The sequence below is a fragment of the Streptomyces sp. NPDC088124 genome, from assembly GCF_040685895.1.
Lineage (GTDB): Bacteria > Actinomycetota > Actinomycetes > Streptomycetales > Streptomycetaceae > Streptomyces.
The window spans coordinates 38,540-57,014 of sequence record NZ_JBFBJB010000015.1; the positions used below are offsets into that span (position 1 = coordinate 38,540).

General features: G+C 72.6%; 15 protein-coding genes. All 15 read right to left on the bottom strand.

The annotated features are described in order from the left end of the window. Positions 1-2: 2 nt before the first annotated feature. The 15 genes from AB0P17_RS14505 to AB0P17_RS14575 are packed head-to-tail and all read right to left on the bottom strand — an operon-like array spanning position 3 to position 18,475. On the bottom strand, positions 3-1,142 hold the full coding sequence (locus AB0P17_RS14505) for a hypothetical protein (RefSeq protein WP_365810842.1): 1,140 nt from the start codon (positions 1,140-1,142) through the stop codon (positions 3-5). Then, a complete protein-coding gene (locus AB0P17_RS14510) occupies positions 1,139-3,139 on the bottom strand; it encodes a hypothetical protein (protein ID WP_365810844.1) in 2,001 nt (666 codons plus the stop codon). Before AB0P17_RS14510 ends, AB0P17_RS14505 begins: the two co-directional genes overlap by 4 nt. Positions 3,140-3,141: 2 nt before the next feature. Beyond that, complete coding sequence (locus AB0P17_RS14515) at positions 3,142-4,554, bottom strand: hypothetical protein (RefSeq protein WP_365810846.1); 1,413 nt, start codon at positions 4,552-4,554, stop codon at positions 3,142-3,144. A 13-nt stretch (positions 4,555-4,567) separates the two neighbouring features. Beyond that, positions 4,568-6,562 carry a phage tail protein gene (locus AB0P17_RS14520; RefSeq protein ID WP_365810848.1) on the bottom strand — a complete coding sequence of 665 codons (1,995 nt, stop codon included), beginning with the start codon at positions 6,560-6,562 and terminating at the stop codon, positions 4,568-4,570. Beyond that, complete coding sequence (locus AB0P17_RS14525; RefSeq protein ID WP_365810850.1) at positions 6,559-8,589, bottom strand: putative baseplate assembly protein; 2,031 nt, start codon at positions 8,587-8,589, stop codon at positions 6,559-6,561. Before AB0P17_RS14525 ends, AB0P17_RS14520 begins: the two co-directional genes overlap by 4 nt. After that, a complete protein-coding gene (locus tag AB0P17_RS14530) occupies positions 8,586-10,550 on the bottom strand; it encodes a putative baseplate assembly protein (protein WP_365810852.1) in 1,965 nt (654 codons plus the stop codon). Before AB0P17_RS14530 ends, AB0P17_RS14525 begins: the two co-directional genes overlap by 4 nt. Then, positions 10,547-10,960 (bottom strand): GPW/gp25 family protein, encoded by a 414-nt coding sequence (locus AB0P17_RS14535; RefSeq protein WP_365810854.1) that lies wholly within the window; start codon positions 10,958-10,960, stop codon positions 10,547-10,549. The genes AB0P17_RS14530 and AB0P17_RS14535 overlap by 4 nt, the downstream gene beginning before the upstream one ends. Then, positions 10,957-11,658: a phage baseplate assembly protein V gene (locus AB0P17_RS14540; RefSeq protein WP_365810855.1), complete on the bottom strand. Its 702-nt coding sequence runs from the start codon at positions 11,656-11,658 to the stop codon at positions 10,957-10,959. The genes AB0P17_RS14535 and AB0P17_RS14540 overlap by 4 nt, the downstream gene beginning before the upstream one ends. Continuing rightward, on the bottom strand, positions 11,655-12,836 hold the full coding sequence (locus AB0P17_RS14545) for a type IV secretion protein Rhs (RefSeq protein ID WP_365810857.1): 1,182 nt from the start codon (positions 12,834-12,836) through the stop codon (positions 11,655-11,657). The genes AB0P17_RS14540 and AB0P17_RS14545 overlap by 4 nt, the downstream gene beginning before the upstream one ends. Before the next feature lie 10 nt (positions 12,837-12,846). Further along, complete coding sequence (locus AB0P17_RS14550) at positions 12,847-13,518, bottom strand: LysM peptidoglycan-binding domain-containing protein (protein WP_365810858.1); 672 nt, start codon at positions 13,516-13,518, stop codon at positions 12,847-12,849. Further along, positions 13,515-13,709 (bottom strand): putative phage tail protein, encoded by a 195-nt coding sequence (locus AB0P17_RS14555; protein ID WP_365810860.1) that lies wholly within the window; start codon positions 13,707-13,709, stop codon positions 13,515-13,517. The genes AB0P17_RS14550 and AB0P17_RS14555 overlap by 4 nt, the downstream gene beginning before the upstream one ends. Further along, positions 13,706-14,236, bottom strand: a complete 531-nt coding sequence (locus AB0P17_RS14560; protein ID WP_365810862.1) for a phage tail protein — start codon at positions 14,234-14,236, stop codon at positions 13,706-13,708. Before AB0P17_RS14560 ends, AB0P17_RS14555 begins: the two co-directional genes overlap by 4 nt. Then, positions 14,233-15,726: a phage tail sheath subtilisin-like domain-containing protein gene (locus AB0P17_RS14565; RefSeq protein ID WP_365810864.1), complete on the bottom strand. Its 1,494-nt coding sequence runs from the start codon at positions 15,724-15,726 to the stop codon at positions 14,233-14,235. Before AB0P17_RS14565 ends, AB0P17_RS14560 begins: the two co-directional genes overlap by 4 nt. A gap of 1 nt (position 15,727) precedes the next feature. Next, positions 15,728-16,183 (bottom strand): phage tail protein, encoded by a 456-nt coding sequence (locus AB0P17_RS14570; protein ID WP_365810865.1) that lies wholly within the window; start codon positions 16,181-16,183, stop codon positions 15,728-15,730. Between the two features lie 27 nt (positions 16,184-16,210). Then, positions 16,211-18,475, bottom strand: coding sequence for a phage tail sheath C-terminal domain-containing protein (locus tag AB0P17_RS14575; RefSeq protein ID WP_365810867.1), 2,265 nt, complete (start codon positions 18,473-18,475; stop codon positions 16,211-16,213).

Consider the following 18,475-nt stretch of genomic DNA (forward strand, 5'->3'; position numbering starts at 1 on the left):
GGTCAGCCACCTCCGTTCGTCGCGGCGACCGTGGCCAGGACGAGGAAGTCGACCGTGCCCGGCCGTTCGACGACTTCGCCCGGGGCCATGACCGGGTCGTACAGGCGTGCCCGGCAGCGGATCCGCCGGTCACGGTCCACGGTGGCCTCGACCGGGCTGTACAGCGTCGTGTCCGCCGAGGCCGGGGGCGTGCGCGGGGTCAGGTGGACATGGACGACGACCCGGCCGTCGGCGACCTGTTCCGCGCTGACTCCGGAAGGCAGTGGCAGCAGCATGCCGTCGGTGGCCGTCCCGGAGGTGACCAGTGTGGTGCCCGCCGAGATCCGGCCGCTGAAGCTGCCCTCGATGGTCAGATTGCCGTTGGCCGCCACGGTCATCAGCGGGGCGACCGTGCCGCCGCCCTGGTACAGGCCGAAGACCAGGCTGGGCGGATCGCCGCCGGTCAGCACCATCACCGGTCCGCCCTCCTGGACGGACTGGCTCGTCCGCAGGGTCAGCGCGCCCGACCGGGCCGAGACGGTGTCCGCGCGGACACCCGCGAAGCGCACCCCGACCCCGCGGGCCTTGGTCTCGATGCCGCTGAAGTGGCCGTCCGTCCAGCGGACATAGCCGAGCAGGACGAGCCAGCGGGCCGGTGGGTCGGCCGGTGGGGCGCCGGTCGCGGGCGGCTGCTGGTCGGCGACCAGCAGTTCGTCGCCGAGGCGTCCGAAGAGGATCTGGTACGACTCCTCCACCCGGGTCTTCGTGGCGGTGCCCGCGCACGAGTCCGGCCGGGGGGACGCGGCCGGTTCCCGGTCGGCCGCGGTGAGGAAGACCGGGTAGGGGTCGTCCGTCGGCTGGTCCGCGCCGTTGACCTCTTCGAAGCCGCTCTCGCGCAGGACGACCGGTTCGCTGAGAACGACCTCGCGTCCCGTCCCGTCGATCGCGACGCCCGGCTCCACGCTCACCTCGACGAAGCGGGCGTTGGTCCCCGGGTCGGTGCGGTTCTCGGTGACCAGGCCGAGGCCTTCGGCGATGCCCCACTCGTGCAGGTGCCGTGCGTGCCGGGTGGCCAGTCCTCGCGCGTACTCCACCGAGGCCGACAGGTCCGCGGCGGCCAGCACCTGCCCTTCGTGGAAGGCGGGGCGCAGTGGGCCGGTCATGGCGTCTCACCGGGCTTCTGGGTCCGGGAGGACCGGGCGCGCTTGGCCGCGGGGGGCTTGGCGGGTTCGGCCGCGGGTGGTTCGGCGGGTTCGGCCGCTTGATCCCGCGGCGCGCCTTCGAGTTCCGCGAGGCGGGATCCGAGCCGTTCCGGGACTTGCTCCTCCAGTCGGTTCATCTGTGTTTGAGCAGTGCCGAGTTGGGCGCGCAGCCCTTCCAGGACGGCGGTCAGGTCGGCCACTTGCGTTCTGAGCATGCCCATTTCCTGCATGCTGTCGGTCACTTCGCTGGGTGTGGTGTAGACCTGCTCGTGCAGGGCTTTGGGGGGTGTCTCACCGGGTGCGGGAGTGAGCAGCAGGGACAACATCTCCTCCAGGTCGCCGGTGCGCGGCCAGTCGGCGAGGAGCCCGTCGGCGTACGGGCGGGACACCGGGCCCTCCGCCGGTAGGTCCGGCCGCTGGTGGCCCGGCAGGGGGCGGCAGCAGACGCGCTCGGCGAGTTCGCGCAGCCGGTAGAGCTTGGGCAGCCACTCGCCGTACGCGGAGCCGCCCGGCAGGACCTGTTCCCGGGTGGCGGAGCAGATCCGTACGACGTCGCAGCCGTCCAGTTCCACCTCGGCGAGCAGGACATCGGTGTCGGTGCAGTCGTTGCACGGCGGGTTGAGCGTGGCGCATGCCGCGTCGGTGACGAACCGGCGTACGGCGAGGGAGAGTTTCTCGGCCGCTTCGGCGATCTGCCGCAGGTCGGCGAGGGTCGTGCGTTCCACGCTGTCCGCCGGTGGGGGCGGCAGGAGCGGCGGTACGTCGATGGCGGCGACGTCCCGGCGCAGCGCGCAGTCGGCGAGCCCGGTGGCCTGGTCGAGGCGGCCGAGCAGCCACTCGCGCAGCAGTCCGAGGTCGGCGCGGAACTCCACCTGGAGCGCGTGGCTGAGCGGCGTTCCCTGGGCCAGCATGCGTACTTCGAGCTGCGCGTCCGGGGCTCCCCGTTCGGGTACGACGCGGGCCGCGGTCTCGGTGACGACCGCGCGGGCGATCGTACGGCGCAGCGGGTCCGGCCACGCCGCCGCCATGTCGGCTCCGGCGAGGCGTCCGCACACCGCCCCCAGCACACCGCGGGCGTCCTGGACCTCGGTGAGACGCGGGTAGTCCCTCTTCAGCCGGTCCTGCCCGGCGGCGTCGTGGGTGTCGAACCGGGCGACGGCACTGGCCAGTGCGCGCACGTGGTCGGTCATCCCGGGGACGGTCCCCGGCGGGGGCGGGCCCTCTCCGCCCGCGTTCTGACGCAGCCAGTCGAGGCTGTCGGTGAACCGTTTGTTGTCGGGGGCCTCGAAGCCGATGGTCCGGCCCGTGGAGGCCGACGCGACGAACAGGGCGTCGAGGTGGTGTCCGAGCCGCCGGTCGCGGGTCCGGGCCTGGTCGGCCCGGGTGAGGCTGCCGAGATTGGCCAGGAGGGTGGTGCCGGGATTGTGCCGGTGGTCCTCGAAGTCACCGTGCTTGACGAGGAATCGGTACCCTTCCCGGATCCGTGACGGCACGCACCCCGGCGTGGGGCAGGGCTCTTCCGTGGCGTACGGCGCCACCGGGTCGACGGGGAGTTCCTGGTAGCGCACGAAGAGGCCGTAGCGGCGCTCGCCGTCGTCGTCACAGGGGTCACCGCAGTCCACGCCGAGGCCGCTGAGGCGCTGTTCCTGTACGAGTGCCCGCACATCGACCCGTTCGGTGCAGGACACCACGATGTCGTTACCCGCACAGTCGAACGCGTGCCCGGGATGCACCGTCACGGTGCCGCCGCCGCAGGGGTCGCAGGTGACACCGAGGCCGCAGACGACGCCCGGCCCGGACAGGGAGCGGTTGTGCAGTCTGCCCTTTGCCGTCACATAGTCGACCAGCAGGCCGAGATCGTCCTCGGTCAGCAGTTGGCCGGCGAAGAAGCGGGGGCGTACGAAGGCGGAGGTGCGGGTGGCGTCACCACCACAGCCGCAGCCGCAGTCTGTTGCCATGATCAGCGCTCCTTCACGAAGAACCAGCTCTCGAAGACGTCTCCGCCCGAGCCGGTGCCGGACGTCCAGGGCCCGATGCCGGACGGCGGGAGGTCGCAGCCGCCCCGCCGCTCCGACCCGGTCGCCCCGGCGTCGATGGTCGGTACGCGTCCGCCTACATGAGTGCCGTCGACCGGGCGGCAGCAGCGGTCGAGGAGGAACGCGGCGCGGACGGTGACGAGTACGCGGTCGCCGTCCTGGAGCGTCTCGCGTGTGGTCTGGCGGTAGCGGAACTCCCGGGTGAACCGGGGTGATCCGGCCGACCCGGTAGCCGCCTCGGCCCCCGGTTCCCCGGGGTCGGCTGCTGCCGCGGGGGCGGACCCGGTGACGGATTCGACGTCGGGGTCGGCGAACGCGCCGCCCATGTACCAGCTGGAGGCGTTGCGTCCGCTGCCGCCCTCGATCACCTGGAGTTCGACCACGCCGCGTCGCAGTGTGTCGGTACGGACGCCGGAGGAGAACCGCACGACCAGCCCGCCGTCCTCGTCCTGGGTGCCGAGCAGGGCTTTGGCCTCGTCGACCGTGTAGGTGTGTCCGTGGATCCAGTTGATGCCGGTGATCACCGTGGGCACGTGCCTGCCGAACGGGCGGCGGACGTTCATATGGATCTGGTCCTCGCGCACCGGCTCGTACCAGTCCACGCAGTCGATCCTGGCCAGCCACAGCACCTTGTGCTCGCATCGGGAACAGCAGGTGTCGCAGCGTTCGTCCGCCGGCGGCTCACAGCCGGTGACGCGTACCGTCCAGCACTCCTCCGTCCAGCCGTACTCGCAGTCGGGGGTCTCCGCGCAGGCGTCGTTGTAGACGGAGCGGGTGGGTTCGACGGGCCGCTCGGCGTACTCGACGCCGATCCAGACCGTGTCCGTGTCCCGTTCGTCCCGCGGCAGGGCCTTCCACAGGTCGATCACGCAGCCGCCACGGACGACGACCTCGTTGCCGTCGCAGTCCACGGCGAGACCGGAGGTGAGTCTCACCTCGGCCCTGCGCCGCCGGTACTCCGTGCCCTCCGCGCTCTCGGCGTCCTGGGTGGTCCCGGTGGTCGCAGTGTTCTCTGCGCTCTCGGCGTCCTCGGGGTTCTCGGGGTTCTCGGGGTTCTCCGCATGTTCCGGACGCGCGGATCCGCCGGCCGCCGCGGACCCGTGGTGGTCCGGCGGACAGTCGTCGTCATGACGCCGCACCGGCCGCACGTACAGGCCGCACACCACCCCGTAGCCGAGCAGGGAGCGCATGCGCAGCTTCAACTTCTCGCGGACATACTCCTGTTCACGCTGAAAGTCCCTGGCGCTCAGATTCTGGCCGTGGAAGTACCGCAGCCTGCGCAGGGGCGGTGCGTCGAACGCCCCCGTCGATCCCGGCCCTGACCCTGTCTCCGTCATCGCACTGTCCCCTTCACCACACTCGCGTATGCACGCCGACGGCGGAGACGACTCCCACTCCGACCCCCCGGCGCCATCCTCTTGGTCCTGGCCTGAGCACCCCGTCGCGGTTCAGCCGCAACGGGTGTTCGCCGCCCAGCACGGGCGGCGGCAGCGGGACGAACGCGGTGTCCACGCCCACCGTGGAGCGCGAGCCGACCACGAAGCCCGCGCCGCCGGTCCGTACCGACCCCACCGTGTGCGCGGGCGCCTGCCGCTCCACCAGCCGCCCCAGCGCGCTCTCGTCCGCCGCACCGGCGGGCAGGAGCACCCGGAAGCGGTGCGCGTGCGCGGTGAGCGGGTCGTTGTCCGGGTCGCCGAACGCGCGCAGCGGCGCCGCGCCCAGTTCCGAGCCGCCGACCCGGAACCGGCTCGCCGACCGGCCGAACAGCCGTACGGAGCCGAGTCCGGGACCCGCGCCGCCGACGGTGTCGCGAAGGTGAGCCCAGCGGCGGTCCCCCGCCAGTTCGTCGATCACCGGGTCCACCCCGAACACGATGCGTACGGCCTCGCGCAGCGCCCACGGCGTACCACGGCGCCGGTACAGCTCCGGGGCCGCGGCCAGCAGTTCGCGCCGGGTCCTCGCGTCCCAGCCGGCCTCGAACGACAGACCCAGCAGACCGGCCAGCCACGGCAGCACCCGGTCCGGGACGCCGGCCGGGTCGAGCAGCGCCGGATACCGCTCGATGACCCGGTCGAGATCGGCGAGCGAAGAATCGAACAGCGAGAGGAAACGCTCGGTGAAGTCGTCGGCCGCGGGATCCTGGCGGAAGGCCGGGGGCAGCAGGTCGGCGCTGGTGGCCCGGGGGAAGTCCAGCCGGATCCGGTGGACGACCGGGGTCGTGGCGCCGTCGCCCGACAGCCGCAGCCGCAGCCGCAGGAAGCGGCCGGGCGGCTGGTCGACGAGGAAGTCCGTGGCTCCGGGGGCCGCTGTCTGCCAGTCGGTCTCGTCGTACCGCCGGTCCTCGGAGACCACGATCCGGACGGCGACGGCCGTGCCGGTGGGGACGTCGGCCTCCACTCGTACGCGGTGCCAGCGGCAGCGCGAGAGGCCACTGTCGATCAGGGTGGTGACATAGGACCCGTCGGTCACATAAGGGGTGGTCACCGGCGGTGTGGTCGTACGTACCAGGCCCTGCCACGAGAAGCAGTCGGTCACCTCGGCGTCCGGCCCCGGGTCGCGCAGGCAGAACCCGTCCTCGTCCACCGAGGCGAGCGCGCTCGGAGACAGGGCCGCGGCCAGTTCGTCGAAGGTGGCGGTACGGAAGGAGCCGTGGCGGCCGCCCCGGTGGATCAGCAGTTGTTCACCGTCGTCGGTGAGCAGCCAGATCGTGCGGTCCGGTCCGGTGCGCAGTCCGATGATCTCGCCGGGCGCCCCGGTGCGGAGCACGCCGCGGAAGCCGCCCGCCGAGTCGTACCGGCGCAGGTCGGTGGTGTCCCGGCAGGCCACCAGAACCTCGTCGTCGGGGGCCGGGGCGGCCAGGCTCGGCCGGCGGACCCTGATCACACCGGAGAGCTGTTCGCCGTCGCGGCGCCACACCAGCACCCGGCCCGACTCGACAACGGCGAGCCGGTGTCCGCGCGCCGCGACCGAGACGGGCGCGCGCAGCAGACCGGGGTCGCAGCCGGCCGGCCATACGGGAACCCAGTCGCCGGTACAGCCGTCACGGCGCAGCAGCCGCGGCGCGCCGGCCGGTGATCCGGGGACCAGCAGGTACCAGGCGCACGGCCCGCACCCCGGCGCGAGGCGGGGGTCGGGGAACCACGGCAGCAGCCGGTCCCTGGTGGGGCCTTCCGGCGCGGAGCCCCGGAAGGCCAGCCGGATGCCGGCCGGGTCCTCGAACCCGACGATGCCCTCGGTCCCCGGCTCGTCGTCCCCGCCGGTGAGTGCGTCCCCGCCGGTGAGTTCGTCCCAGCCGACGTGGGCGTCCAGCAGGCGGAAGGTCGCGTTGTGCGGTGCGCACGTCATGGCCGGTCTCCTACGGGGATCAGCAGCGGGCGTTCCGGCCAGACGAGGGTGTGGGGGCCGATCGTGTGGTCGGTGCAGGGCGGCAGCCGCACTCCGTCGACGGTGAGCGAGAGCTGGGACACGGCCAGAACCCCGTCGACCGCCAGCAGCCGCCGGACCAGGGCCGAGTGCCGCAGCGCGCCGCCGAACGGCCAGCCGGCGCCGCTCTCCCCGCCGGTCAGCGGATCCAGGTAGGTGCGTACCGCGTCGCCCGCGGCGGCCAGGACGGTGGCGCGGTCGAGGTCCGGGTCGAGGGTGACCCATGACTCCAGGGCGACCCGTCGGTACCGCGCGGGGGCGGCGACCACCGTCACCCCGGCGGGGGCGGCCTCGCGGGTCAGGAAGTCGGCGACGGCGCGCAGGGTCGCGGCGGTGGGCACCGGCGGTTCGCCGCTGTCGTCGCCCGGCGCCGCGGCCGGTACGACCAGGACTCCCACGACGCCGGGGATGGACACCCCGGCGAAATCGGGGTGCAGCCCGGGCACTCCCTGGGCGCGGGCCACGGACGCGCCGGGCGCCCGGAGGGCCAGCAGTCCGTAGTCGGCGGGCGCCACGGCCCGGCCGCGGGCGCGGAGTTCACCGACGCCGCGGCGGATCGTGTCGGCGTCGGGCTCCGCGTCCGTTCCTCCGGAGGCCGGGAAGGGGTTGTTGACGCCGGTGACGTACGGCAGCGCGGTCACCACCCCATTGACGGCGCCGGCGCGTGCGGCACCGGCGCTGCCGCCGCCGACGCGGTACCGGACGGCGCGGACGTTACGGAAGCCGGGCGGCACGGCGGTGCCGTTGACGCCGTCCCCGAAGGTCACCTCGCCCGTCGTGTGGTCCACGGTGAACACCCGGTCGTCGGCGCCGTACGCGGCGAGGCTCTCCACCTCCCGCCAGGGGGACGACGAACCGGCCGAGGTGCCGAACACGTCGCCGCCCGTGTCGTCGTCGACCTCGATGACCACGGTGCCGGCGAGGATGGGCAGCTGACTGAGCCTCATGCGGCTGCCGCCGGTCGGCCCCGGGTCCTGGATCGGCTGGAGCGGTTCGTCCCTGACCGTGCGGGCGGCCGTGGCCGCGACCGTGTTCAGCCGCAGTCCGGACAGCACGGGCGCCGGTCCGGTGAAGGTCCCGTGCGCGATCTGGAGGCGCAGCCAGCGCAGCGGGGGGCCCGGCCGGAAGCCGGGCGGGCTGCCGGGCGCCCACGAGCGCGGGACCCGCAGCTCGACGGTCCCGCCGGCGCGGAGTCCGGCCGTGGAGTCACGCATCACTTCGGCGCGTACGAGCCGGCTGCCGTCCAGCACGTCCCAGCGCAGCAGCGGTACGGACACCAGCTCGCCGGAGCCCGCCGGCGCCGGGGGCATCGCGACGACCACGAAGCCCAGGGACAGCCGGGGGTAGGCGGCGGCCGGCCCGGCGAGTCCGATCCACAGTCCGCTGCCCGGCGCGGGGTCCCGGCCGAACGGCGCGAAGGGGCGGCTCGGTCCCGCGGGTCCCAGCGGCAGGGTCTCCAGCGTTCCGGCCTCCTGTACGGCCAGGGCGGCGAGCGTGGCCGGTGTGGCGTACAGGTCCTCGTCGGTCTCGTAGATCACCTGCCCCGCCGGGCTCGACGCCCCGCTCTGGAAACCGGCCGGGACGAGCACGGAGCCGCCGTCCGGCGGGTTCACGGTGAATTCGAGGAGCGTGGCCGCCGCACCGGCCGGGCGCCGTCGTACGCCCGCCGTCGCCAGATGCTCGGCCAGCACCTTCTCCGGCAGCCGGTTGACGCGGCCGAGCACGGGTTCGAGCTGGGTGCCGAAGAGACGTACGAGGGCGACGCCCGCGTCCTGGCGGTCGGGATCGGTCCAGTCCGGGGTGTAACCCGCGATCCGGCCGCTCACATCGGCGCGTACCGCCTCGCGGGTCGCCTCGGTCAGCTCCGGCTCGACGCCGGACGGTCCGGGACCCGGTACGAGCCGGCCCTCGCCCCGCGCGTCCCGCTCCCACCACACCTCGCCGGTCACAGCAGCCCCTCCCCCGGTTCGACGGCGGGCACCGTCCGGATCCGGACCGCCCGCAGAACGGGCAGTTCACCGGCGCGCAGCTCCACTTCGTCGCAGTCCTCGGCGGCGTCGGCCCCGTCGAGGCCGATCGCCACGGCGGCGACGTCCGCGAGGTCTCCCAGCGCGAGTTGCGCGGCCCGCAGCAGGGCCGAAGGGCGCAGCGCCTCCCCGAACGGCCAGCCGTCCTGTTCCGCGCCGCCGACGAGCGGGTCGAGGTAGCGGCGCAGGGCGGTGGTGACCACGGTGGACACGCGGGCCCGGTCGGCCGGGCCGCCCGACAGGTCGACGCGCAGCGTCACCCCGCGGTAGGCGGGCGCGCGGACGAAGACCTCGGAGGTGAGCAGCCGCCCGCACGCCAGCCGGGCGGAGACCGCCGACAGCGTGCCCGGGTCGGGCCGGGGCGCGACGACGAAGTCCTCCCGGGCGAAGTCGTCCCGTGGCACCGAGGGAACGAGGTGGACGGTCACCGCGCCGGGCACCGTGGAGCAGGGGAATCCGGGGTGCTCCCCGAGGGACGCGTACGCGCGGGCGACGGCGACGCCCGGTGTCGTACGGGCGAGGGTGACGAAGTCGTCGGCGGTGACCGCACGGGTCACCTCCCCCAGGGACGCCGCGGCGCGCCGGCGCGCCGCGGTGACGGTCTCCGGGTCCTCGCCGCCCTCGGCCGGTACGAGGTTGGCCGCCGAGATCGCGCCCGGCTCCGCCGGGGAGTCCCAGGCCGGCCGCCAGTTCGCGGTGAGCCCGCCGTTGCCGGACCGGCCGCCGCCGAGTGTGTAGTCGACCGTCACGTAGTCGTCGGTCACGTCCGGGACGGGCCGGGGGATGCGCCCGGTGAGTCCGTCGCCGAACACCACCGCGCCCTCCTCCCGGTCGATCAGGAAGGTCCGGTCGGCCGACGCCCCGAAGGTGAAGTCCGACACCGGCAGCCACTCGTCGCCCGCCAGGCGCACGCTCGCCTCCAGCAGGAGGCCGGCGGCTTCGGGCAGGACGAGGTGCTGGCCGGGCAGCTTGAGCCAGGCGGTGATCTGCTCCGCCAGATCGGTGCCGCGCGCGGTGCGCCGCAGGCGGTGGTGCGCGGTGGACACGTTGAGGGCGAGTTGACGGAGGCGGGGCGGGGCGGCGTAGGTCGCCGCGGGGGTCGACACCAGCAGCCCGGTGTCGCGGGTGGACCAGCCGGGCGGCGGGTACAGCCGGACCACGCCGGACCGCCGCAGCCCGGCCGTGCCGTCCTCGACCTTCTCGAACGCGCCCGACACGTCGGAGTCCGGCCGGAACCACGACCAGGTCAGTTCCGCGGGCGGCGCCACCCCGTCGGTCGCCCCGGGCAGCCACGACGGCACGCACGCCGCGGGCGCGGCCAGTTCGAGGAGCAGACTGAGCGGGCCGGACGCGGGCAGCTCCCCGGTGAGCGGCAGGGTGAAACGGGCCTGGGCCGGCCCGCCGTCGCTCGCCAGGAGGGTGACGTCCCTGCGGGCCCGCAGGTCCGCCGTACGGTCGCGGTCGGTCCATACGGTGGCCGCACCGCCCTCGGCGAGCGGGAAGACGGCGATCTCGTCGTCGAGAGTGAAGAGGACGCTGCCCATGAGGTCGCGGGAGAGGGCCGTTCCCGCGGGGACGACCGGGACGGCGGCCGGGTCCGTCGGGGCGGCCAGCCGCAGGACCGTGGCCGCGGGGCGGGCGGGGCGCGGAGTGTCGAGGCCGAGCAGCCGCAGTACGGCGACCACGAGCGCGTCCGGCGCCTGGTCGAGCCAGTACAGCCGCTGTTCGAGGAGGTAGGCGAAGAGTTCGAGGAGGGTGACGCCGGGGTCGGCGGGGGCGTGCAGCGTCCAGGTGCCGTCCGACTCGGCGGGGATCCGGCGGCGGATGGCCGCCATCATGTCGTCCCAGGTGAGGTCGTCCAGCCGGGGCACGGGCACGGTCATGCCGTCCCCCCGGTGGGACCGGTGAGGCCGACGTAGAACGGGAAGACCAGGTTGGCCTTGGTGTTGCTGCGGCGGATGCGGTAGACGACCGAGACGGTGACCCGCGACTCGTCGGCCGGGTCGGCCTCCGCGCGGACCTCCTCCAGCGCCACCCTGGGTTCGTGGGTACGGACGGCCTCGGCGACCGAGTTCTCCAGGTCGCGCAGGTTCTGGGCGCTGCCGGGCGCGAACACCAGTTCCTGGGCGCGGGTTCCGAATCCGGGCCGCATGACGCGTTCACCGGTGCCGGTGAGCAGGAGCGCCCGCAGACAGTGCTCGATGCTCTCCTCGCCGACGGCGTATCCGAGCCGCCCGGTCTCGTCGGGCAGGACCGGGAACCGCCAGCCGGTTCCGAGGAAGTCCTCGCTCATGCCGTCCTCGCCTTCTCGGCCAGTACGGTGCCGTCGAGCTGCGGGACCGGCGGGAGGCTCGTCCCGGCGGGGCAGGCGTGGGTGTGGCTGTTGAACAGCCCGACCAGCATGTTGCCGAGCACGAGTTGCTGGGTGGCTCCGGCGCCCAGCTCGATGGCGGAGGAATCGACCGTGACCTTCGGAGCCTTGAGGGTGATCTCGCCCCGCGCGGACACCGTCACACTGCCGCCCTCGGCCGCCGTGATGCGAATCTCCTTGCCCTCGTCGTCCAGTTCCACCACATGTCCCGCGGCGGACCTGATCCGTACGGCGGCCTGGGACTCCGTGTCGTCGAGCAGCACCTCGTGGCCGTGCCTGGTCCGGATGATCTTCTCGTCGCGCCCCTCCGTGCGGGCGGCCGGCGGCTTGTCCTGGCCGTTGTACAGACCGCCCAGGACGATCGGGAACCGCATGTCGCCGTGGACGAAGGCGACCAGCACCTCGTCGCCCTTCTCCGGGACGAAGACCGAGCCGTAGCCGTTGCCCGCGTACAGCTGGCTGACCCGGCACCAGTCGGTGACCGTGGTCTGGTCGAACCACGGGAACCGGAGCTTGACCCGCGCCTCGTCGTCGCCGTCGTTCTCCACGACAAGCGCTTCCACGACGCCGTAGTACCGCTTGTCGGTGGAGCGGGCGCGTGGCGTGGTCCTGGTGGTCACTGGTCCCCCTGGTGGATCCGCCGGCCGGTGAACTGGGTGAAGAATCCGCTGGTGTTGAGGGTGTGCTCGACCCGCTTGACGAAGTACGTGCCGGAGAACCGCTGCCCGAGGCCGTAGATCTCCAGGTTGTCGCCGGGGCTGAGTTCGGGGAGTCCCGCCACCCGGCCGGTCGCCGTGATGAACTCGTAGGCACGCTCGCGCAGCAGACTGATCGCCAGCTCACGGGCCTCCTGATCGCTGGTGACCGGCGCGTCGACCAGGACGTCCTGGCGGCCCCCCAGCGTGGACTCGGCGGCCTCGGGACCACTCTGCCCGTCGGCGGTGTTCTGCCCGGCCGGCAGGTTCTCGGCGGTCGCGGTGAACGCGATCGGCTGTTTGGTGCGGGGGTCCCAGCCGCGCACGGTGACCTTGCCGACCTGCTGGGACACCGTCAGCGTGGGCGTGAAATCGAGCAGGTTGGGGATCAGTCCCTCGGGCTGGGCGGAGGGTCCGGTGGACAGTCCCGGCGCGTAGGCCAGCCGGTACACCCGGATCGGGCGACCGTCACGGCCGTCCGTGGGTCTGATGAAGTACAGCGTGTCCTCGCCGGACTGGGGGTCGGGCAGGATGTAGCAGTCGAAGTCGAGCCGCTTGGCGCGTTCCATGAGGAAGGTCGCGTCGTCCTGGTTCTTCTGCACCACCTGGTCATGGGTCGGCCCTTCCCTGGTGACTTCGATCCGCAGGTGGTTGCGCTGGGCGATCTGCTCCGCGATCCGCCAGTCGGGCAGATTGCGGTAGATCTTGGTCTCGTTCTCGGTGGGCTTGCGGTCCTTGAGCCGCAGCAGCCCGTCCACCCCGCTGACCTGGACGGTGGGCGACGCGCTGTCGGGGAACTTCGGGCTGAGCGTGCTGATGGTCCCGGTGGCGACGGTGAGCAGCTTGTCGGCGTAGCCGAGCCGCACCGAGACCCGGCCGCCGAGCTTGAGCCGCGGCGAGTCGCTGTGCTTGAACTTCAGGTTGACGTCGTCCCAGTTGTTCAGCGTGAGGTCGAAGCCCGACATCTCGTCGATGTCCCGGTTCACCTTGACGTCGATGATGTCGTTCTTGGTGCTCGGATCCATCTCCAGGCCCTCGATACGGACCTCGAACTCGGGCGCGTACCGGTCGGGGGAGGCCACTTCCGGGGTGGGGGTGCTCATCAGGCGCTCCTCACGGCAGCCGGGGCACGGTCAGTACCCGGCCCGGCCGCAGGTCCCGGGGATCGGTGATCCCGTTGGCGCGCGCCAGTTCCCGCCAGGCGTCGGGCCGCCGGTAGAGCGCGGCGGAGATGGAACTGAGCGTGTCGCCGCGGCGCACCACATAGCTCTTCTCCACCGTGGGCGACGAGCGCGGGGTCTCGGCGACCTGTGCGGCGGCGGTGCGGTACTCCTTGAGCGACAGGTCGAGCATGGCTCGCAGGGGCACACCGTCCGGGCGGAACAGCTGGTAGTTGACGTCCAGTTTCTCCACGACACCGGTGAAGACCTCCTCGTCCCAGACGAACCGGACGATCGGCGGCGCGTGTTCGCGGCTGTCGGGGCGCAGCAGGTTGCGCAGGGCGTCGACGTAGGCGGTCCGGACGTTCTCCAGTGTGTCGGAGGTGTCGACCAGCGCCTGGACGGTGAGTGTCTCCGTGCCGCCGCGGACGTACTGGAGCGGAGGTGTCTCCAGGCCGGGGATGGTGATCTCGGCGAAGGTGTTGGACTTGCTCAGTTTGTAGTCGGTCGGGTTGAAGCGCAGCGGGATACGCCGCTTCCGCTCGTCGGCGATCACCGGCCGGACGATCTCCAGTCGGGCCTGGGCTCCGGCCTGGCGGGCGAAGGACACGGGTGTCACGCTCACGGCCGGCCCTCCCTGTCACCGAAGCCGCGTTCGGCCGCGGTGCGCTGCGTCCGGGCGCACTCGTCCTCGTACAGCTTCGCCCAGGCCTGGATGTGCTTGTTGAACAGGCGGGTGAAGACCGCGCCGTCGTCGCCGTCCACCTGCATGCGGACTTCGAGGTTGTGAATGATCACCTTCGGCACGCCGGTCACCTTCCTCCTTGGTTCAGCCGCTCCGTGGCGGACAGCGCGTCCGCCGCGGTGTCCTGCGGAACTCTCGTGAGCCCCTCGTGTGCGATCTCCAGCGACTCGACGGCGATCGCGTTCTGTTCGGCGTGCAGGTCGGGGCCGCTCCATTTGGCGGCGAGGCCGCCGTGGAACGCCCATGCCGCCCCGGGCACCCCGTCCGGGCCGAGGACGATCACCGCGCCGTCGCGGCGGGCGCCGAGCGAGTCGGCCAGTCCGGCCTGGTACCAGGCCCACAGCCCGGGATCCCGTACGACTCCGCGTTTGAGGGTGATCCGGTTCCACGAGTGGCGCAGCGGCAGTTGGTGGACGGAGTCGTTACGGCCGCCCTCCGGGTAGCTCGTCACCTCCAGCTGTGCGCCGAGCCCGGCGACTTCCTGGAACGCGCCGGAGGCGACCAGCGGCAGCAGGAGTGCCTGCGCGGACGGCAGATACGCGTCGCCGGGGTCGAGGGTGACGAGGAAGCGGTACTTGGGCAGTGGATCCAGGGTCATGCCTCGATCACCTCCAGGGCGCGGTCCTGGCCGAGTACGAGACGCAGCAGGATGAATTCCATGGGGACGGCCGGGGCGACCTCGATCTCGCAGACCAGCTGTCCCGGGTCCTGTTCCGGTGGGTTGTTGGTGTCGTCGCACACCACCCGGAACGCCTGCTCGGGCCGCGCGCCGGCGAGCGCGCCGGCCCGGAAGGCCGACAGCAGCACGGAGGTCACCGCCCGTACCAGGGTCAGTCGCAGTTCGGGCGAGTTGACGTCGAACACGAGGGGGCTCGCCGCCCGCCGGATGGCGCGCACCAGCAGGTGGACGAGTCGGCGGTGCGCGATGTAGCGGGTACGGGGATCGGCGGACAGGGTGCGCCCGCCCCACACCGTCAGTCCGCGACCGCGGGTGCAGCGGATCAGGTCGATGCCCGCGTCGAACAGCCGGACCTGCTGCGGCTCGGGGAACGCGGCCGCGAGGTCGACCGCCTCCAGGACCGTGGCGTTGGCCGGGGTGTGGTGCGCGCCGCGTTCGCCGTCCAGCCGGGCGATGACGCCCAGGACGTGCCCGGACGACGGGACGGTCCGCAGCGCGGGCCCGTCGGGCGTCCGCAGCGGCGGATGGTAGACGGCGGCGGTGCTCAGCAGGCGGTTGTCGCCGGTGGCGGCCAGGGACCCCACCCACTCCGCCGCGTCGTCCACGGAGGACAGCTGGGGTGGTACGTCCAGGAGAACGAGGCGGTCGAGCAGTGGTCCGACGGTCCGCAGCACCTCCATCACCATGTCGGTGTGTGTGGTCCCCGACAGGTCGGCGCCGAGGTCCGGCAGTGCCAGCAGGGCCGGTTCCGGGAGGTCGGCCTGTACGGCCACGGCGTCGGAGTACTCGCGCCGCCCCGGTGCCTCGTCGGTGCCGCCGAGGAGCGTCAGGTCCCAGGACGTCGAGATCGGGCCGGTCGCTCCCGGCGGTGGTGCGGGCCGGTCGGCGACCAGCCGGATGAAGCGGGACCCGGCCAGTCCCCCGGCCACTTCGGCGGCCGGCAGACCGGAGAACATCTCGGGCGGCTCGCCGGGCACCGTGATCCGTACGTCCACGGTTGGCGGCCCGGCGACCGTGCTGGTCCGGTGGCGGATGGCGACGCGCGCGCCGTTGGCCCAGGCTCCCGGGCTGGTGGCGGACACCTGGTAGCGCGCCGCGGGGAAGCCGCCGACGTCCCCGACCGTCCACCGGGTCCGTGCGGTGGCGGCCGGTCCGGACACCCGCAGCACCCAGGCCGTGCGGCCGCCGTTCTCGAAGAAACCGCGCAGTGCGTACGGTGCGGCGGAGTCACCGGAGGGCGGGCCGAAGGCGCCCACGACGTCGTTCCAGTTCTCCACCCGTACCGGCGTGGCGACCGGGCCCCGGCGGAACCGGCCGACGAACGCCGCCACGTCGGTACGCAGCGGCTCCTCGTCCGGGCCGCGGGGAGCGAACGTCAGGGATACGCCGGGGAGCGCTTCAGCGGCCATGTCAGGCGTCGATCTCCAGCTTCTCGACCGCCAGTACGAGAGTCTCCATGGCGATCTCGTTCTTGGTCGAGCTGAGCGTCGGGCCGGTGTACTTGGTCGGCCAGCCGCGGTCGAAGTTCCAGCGCATGGCCTCCTGGCGGTTCTCGTCCAGCATCACGATCGAACCGGAGGCACGCCGCACCTTGCCGTTGAGCGCCTCGACCACCCAGTTCCAGAAGCCGACATGGCCGGTGATGCCGCGCTTGAGGGTGAGGTTGGTGAACTTCTTCAGCCCCGGGATCTTACGGACGGTGATGTCCTCGCTCCCGTTGCGGTACTCGATCGGTGGGATCTCCAGCTCCAGCCCGCTGACCTCGGTGAAGGAGCCGCTCACCGCGACGCCGTCGTCACTGACGTTGGTCACGATGATCAGGAAGTTGTAGGACGCGTATGGATCGTCCCTGGTCACGGGTGGCATAGTGCCCCCTTCTCAGTCGGGTGCCGCTCAGGCGAGCTGGGTCTCGCGGGTCTTCTGCTGGATCCGGAAGATCACGAATTCGGCCGGGAAGACCGGCGCGACGCCGATGACGCAGATGAGCCGGCCGTTGGCCAGGTCGTCCTCGGTCATCGTGGTGCGGTCGCAGGCGACGAAGAACGCCTCGTCGGCGGTCGTGCCGGCGAGCGCGCCGCTGCGCCAGACCGTGGTGAGGAAGTTGGTGACCGTCTGGCGGACCAGGGCCCACAGCGCCTCGTCGTTGGGTTCGAAGACCACCCACTGGGTGCCTTCGTCGATCGACTCCTCCAGGAAGAGGAACAGCCGCCGGACGTTGATGTACTTCCACGAGCTGTCCGAGGAGAGCGTGCGCGCGCCCCACACCCGGTGGCCGAGTCCGGGGAAGAACCGCAGCGCGTTGATCCCCTTGGGGTTGAGCAGGTCCTGGTGGCGTTTGGTGATGTCCTGGGCGATGCCGTCGGTCCCCCGGATGCCCCTGATGACGACGTTGGCCGGTGCCTTGTGCACGCCGCGCTCCACGTCCACGCGGGCGTAGATCCCCGCCATGTGCCCGGACGGCGGCACTTCGACATCGCGGTTGGCCGACGGGTCCCGGGTGACCAGCCACGGGTAGTAGAGCGCCGCGTACTTGGTGTCGAACGGCTCGCGGAACGCCTGGATGCCTTCGATGTCCAGGCCGTCGCGCGGGTCGAGGATCGCGAACCGGTCCCTGAGGAGTTCGCAGTGGGTGACGAGGGCGGATTCGACGGTGCCCGACCACATGCCGGGGACCGCGCAGACCGCGATCTCGTCGATGTCCTCCAGCGCGACGATGCCGGTACGGCGGCCGCTGCCGCCGTCGGTGCCGACGAAGTCGGCCACGGTCAGGGTCCCGGACGCGTCGTCACCGTCCGCCAGCGTCAGCCAGGACCCGACCGCGGGCATCGGGAACCGTGCGGGATCGGTGGTCAGACCGGGCAGCGGCGTGGCCCGGACCAGCTGGGAGCGGCTCTCCAGGGCGGTCGCCAGGTTCGCCGGACCGTCGCCGGTGAGCCGGAGGTTGCTGAAGGTCTCGGTCACCGCCGCGCCGCCCGGATCCGTGAACCGGGTGGAGACCTCGGCCTCGATCAGGTGGATCCGGTCGGTCTCGAAGAACTCGCCGGGCAGGTCCTGATCGAAGGTGACGACATCGTCGGTCACCGAGTCGACCTTGACGGCCGTGAGGGCGGTGCCGTCGTCGAGCTGGACGACCGCGCCCGGGTAGAGGCGGCTCGCACCGCCGACGCGCAGGGTCGGCACCGTCCCGATGCTGCCCCGGCGCACCCGGCGCACGGTCAGCCCGGTCTCCCACGCCGGGTGGGTCGTGCCCTCCGGGAAGGTCAGCGTGACCTTCCCGTCCGCCGGCTCTCCCACCTCGACCTCGAACCGGCCGGTGCCGATCTGCGCCCAGACCCGGTCGGGCAGGCCGTCGCGGTCGAGCCCGTTCACCACGGCCACCTCGACCGTTCCGCTGTCCGCCACCGCGTCCGTGACGAGCCGGCTGATGAACAGCGCGCCCTCCCGCGGATCGGGCGACACGGGCAGCGCGGCACCGACCATGGGCCGGACCCGGACCTGGACGGCCCCGCCCCATGAGCCGGGACTCACGGCGGACAGCCGCAGCGTCTCCTCGTCGGAGCGGCCCCCGGCCTGTACGTAGTCCCCGCGGGCCGACCTGACCTCGGCGGGCAGGGCCGGGTCCAGCGTGATCCGGCGAGCGGTCATGTCGTAGCGGGTGACCGTGGCGGTGTGGATCTCCTGCTGGTCGTCGCCCCGTACGATCCTGATCTGCTGGCCCACCCCGTCGAAACCGATCAGATGGCCGAGTTGCACGCTCGTCGCGCCCCGCGCCGCATCGCCGGCGACGGCGCTCACCAGTCCGCCGACGAGCGCGCCCGACGCCGGCGTGGCCTGCGCCGCGGCGACCCGCTTGATGTACAGCCGCTGGCCGCCGTTGTCGAAGAAGCCCTTGACCGCCAGCGGGAACAGCCACCAGCGTCCCCCTTCGGCGGGGTCGTTCGCCCAGGTGTCCCGTACGGTCGTCTCCGGCTCGGGCAGGAATCCGCCGAAGGTGTTCTGGAACTCCAGGAAGTTCGTCACCAGTTTGGGTTTGCCGGTGTACGGGCCGCGGGCGGTGACCCCGACCATGCCGGCCGTGCTCGTACTCACACCCGCGATCGGCCGCGGTCCGGCATCGATCTCCTCGATGTAGACCCCGGGGCTCAGATACTCAGCCAT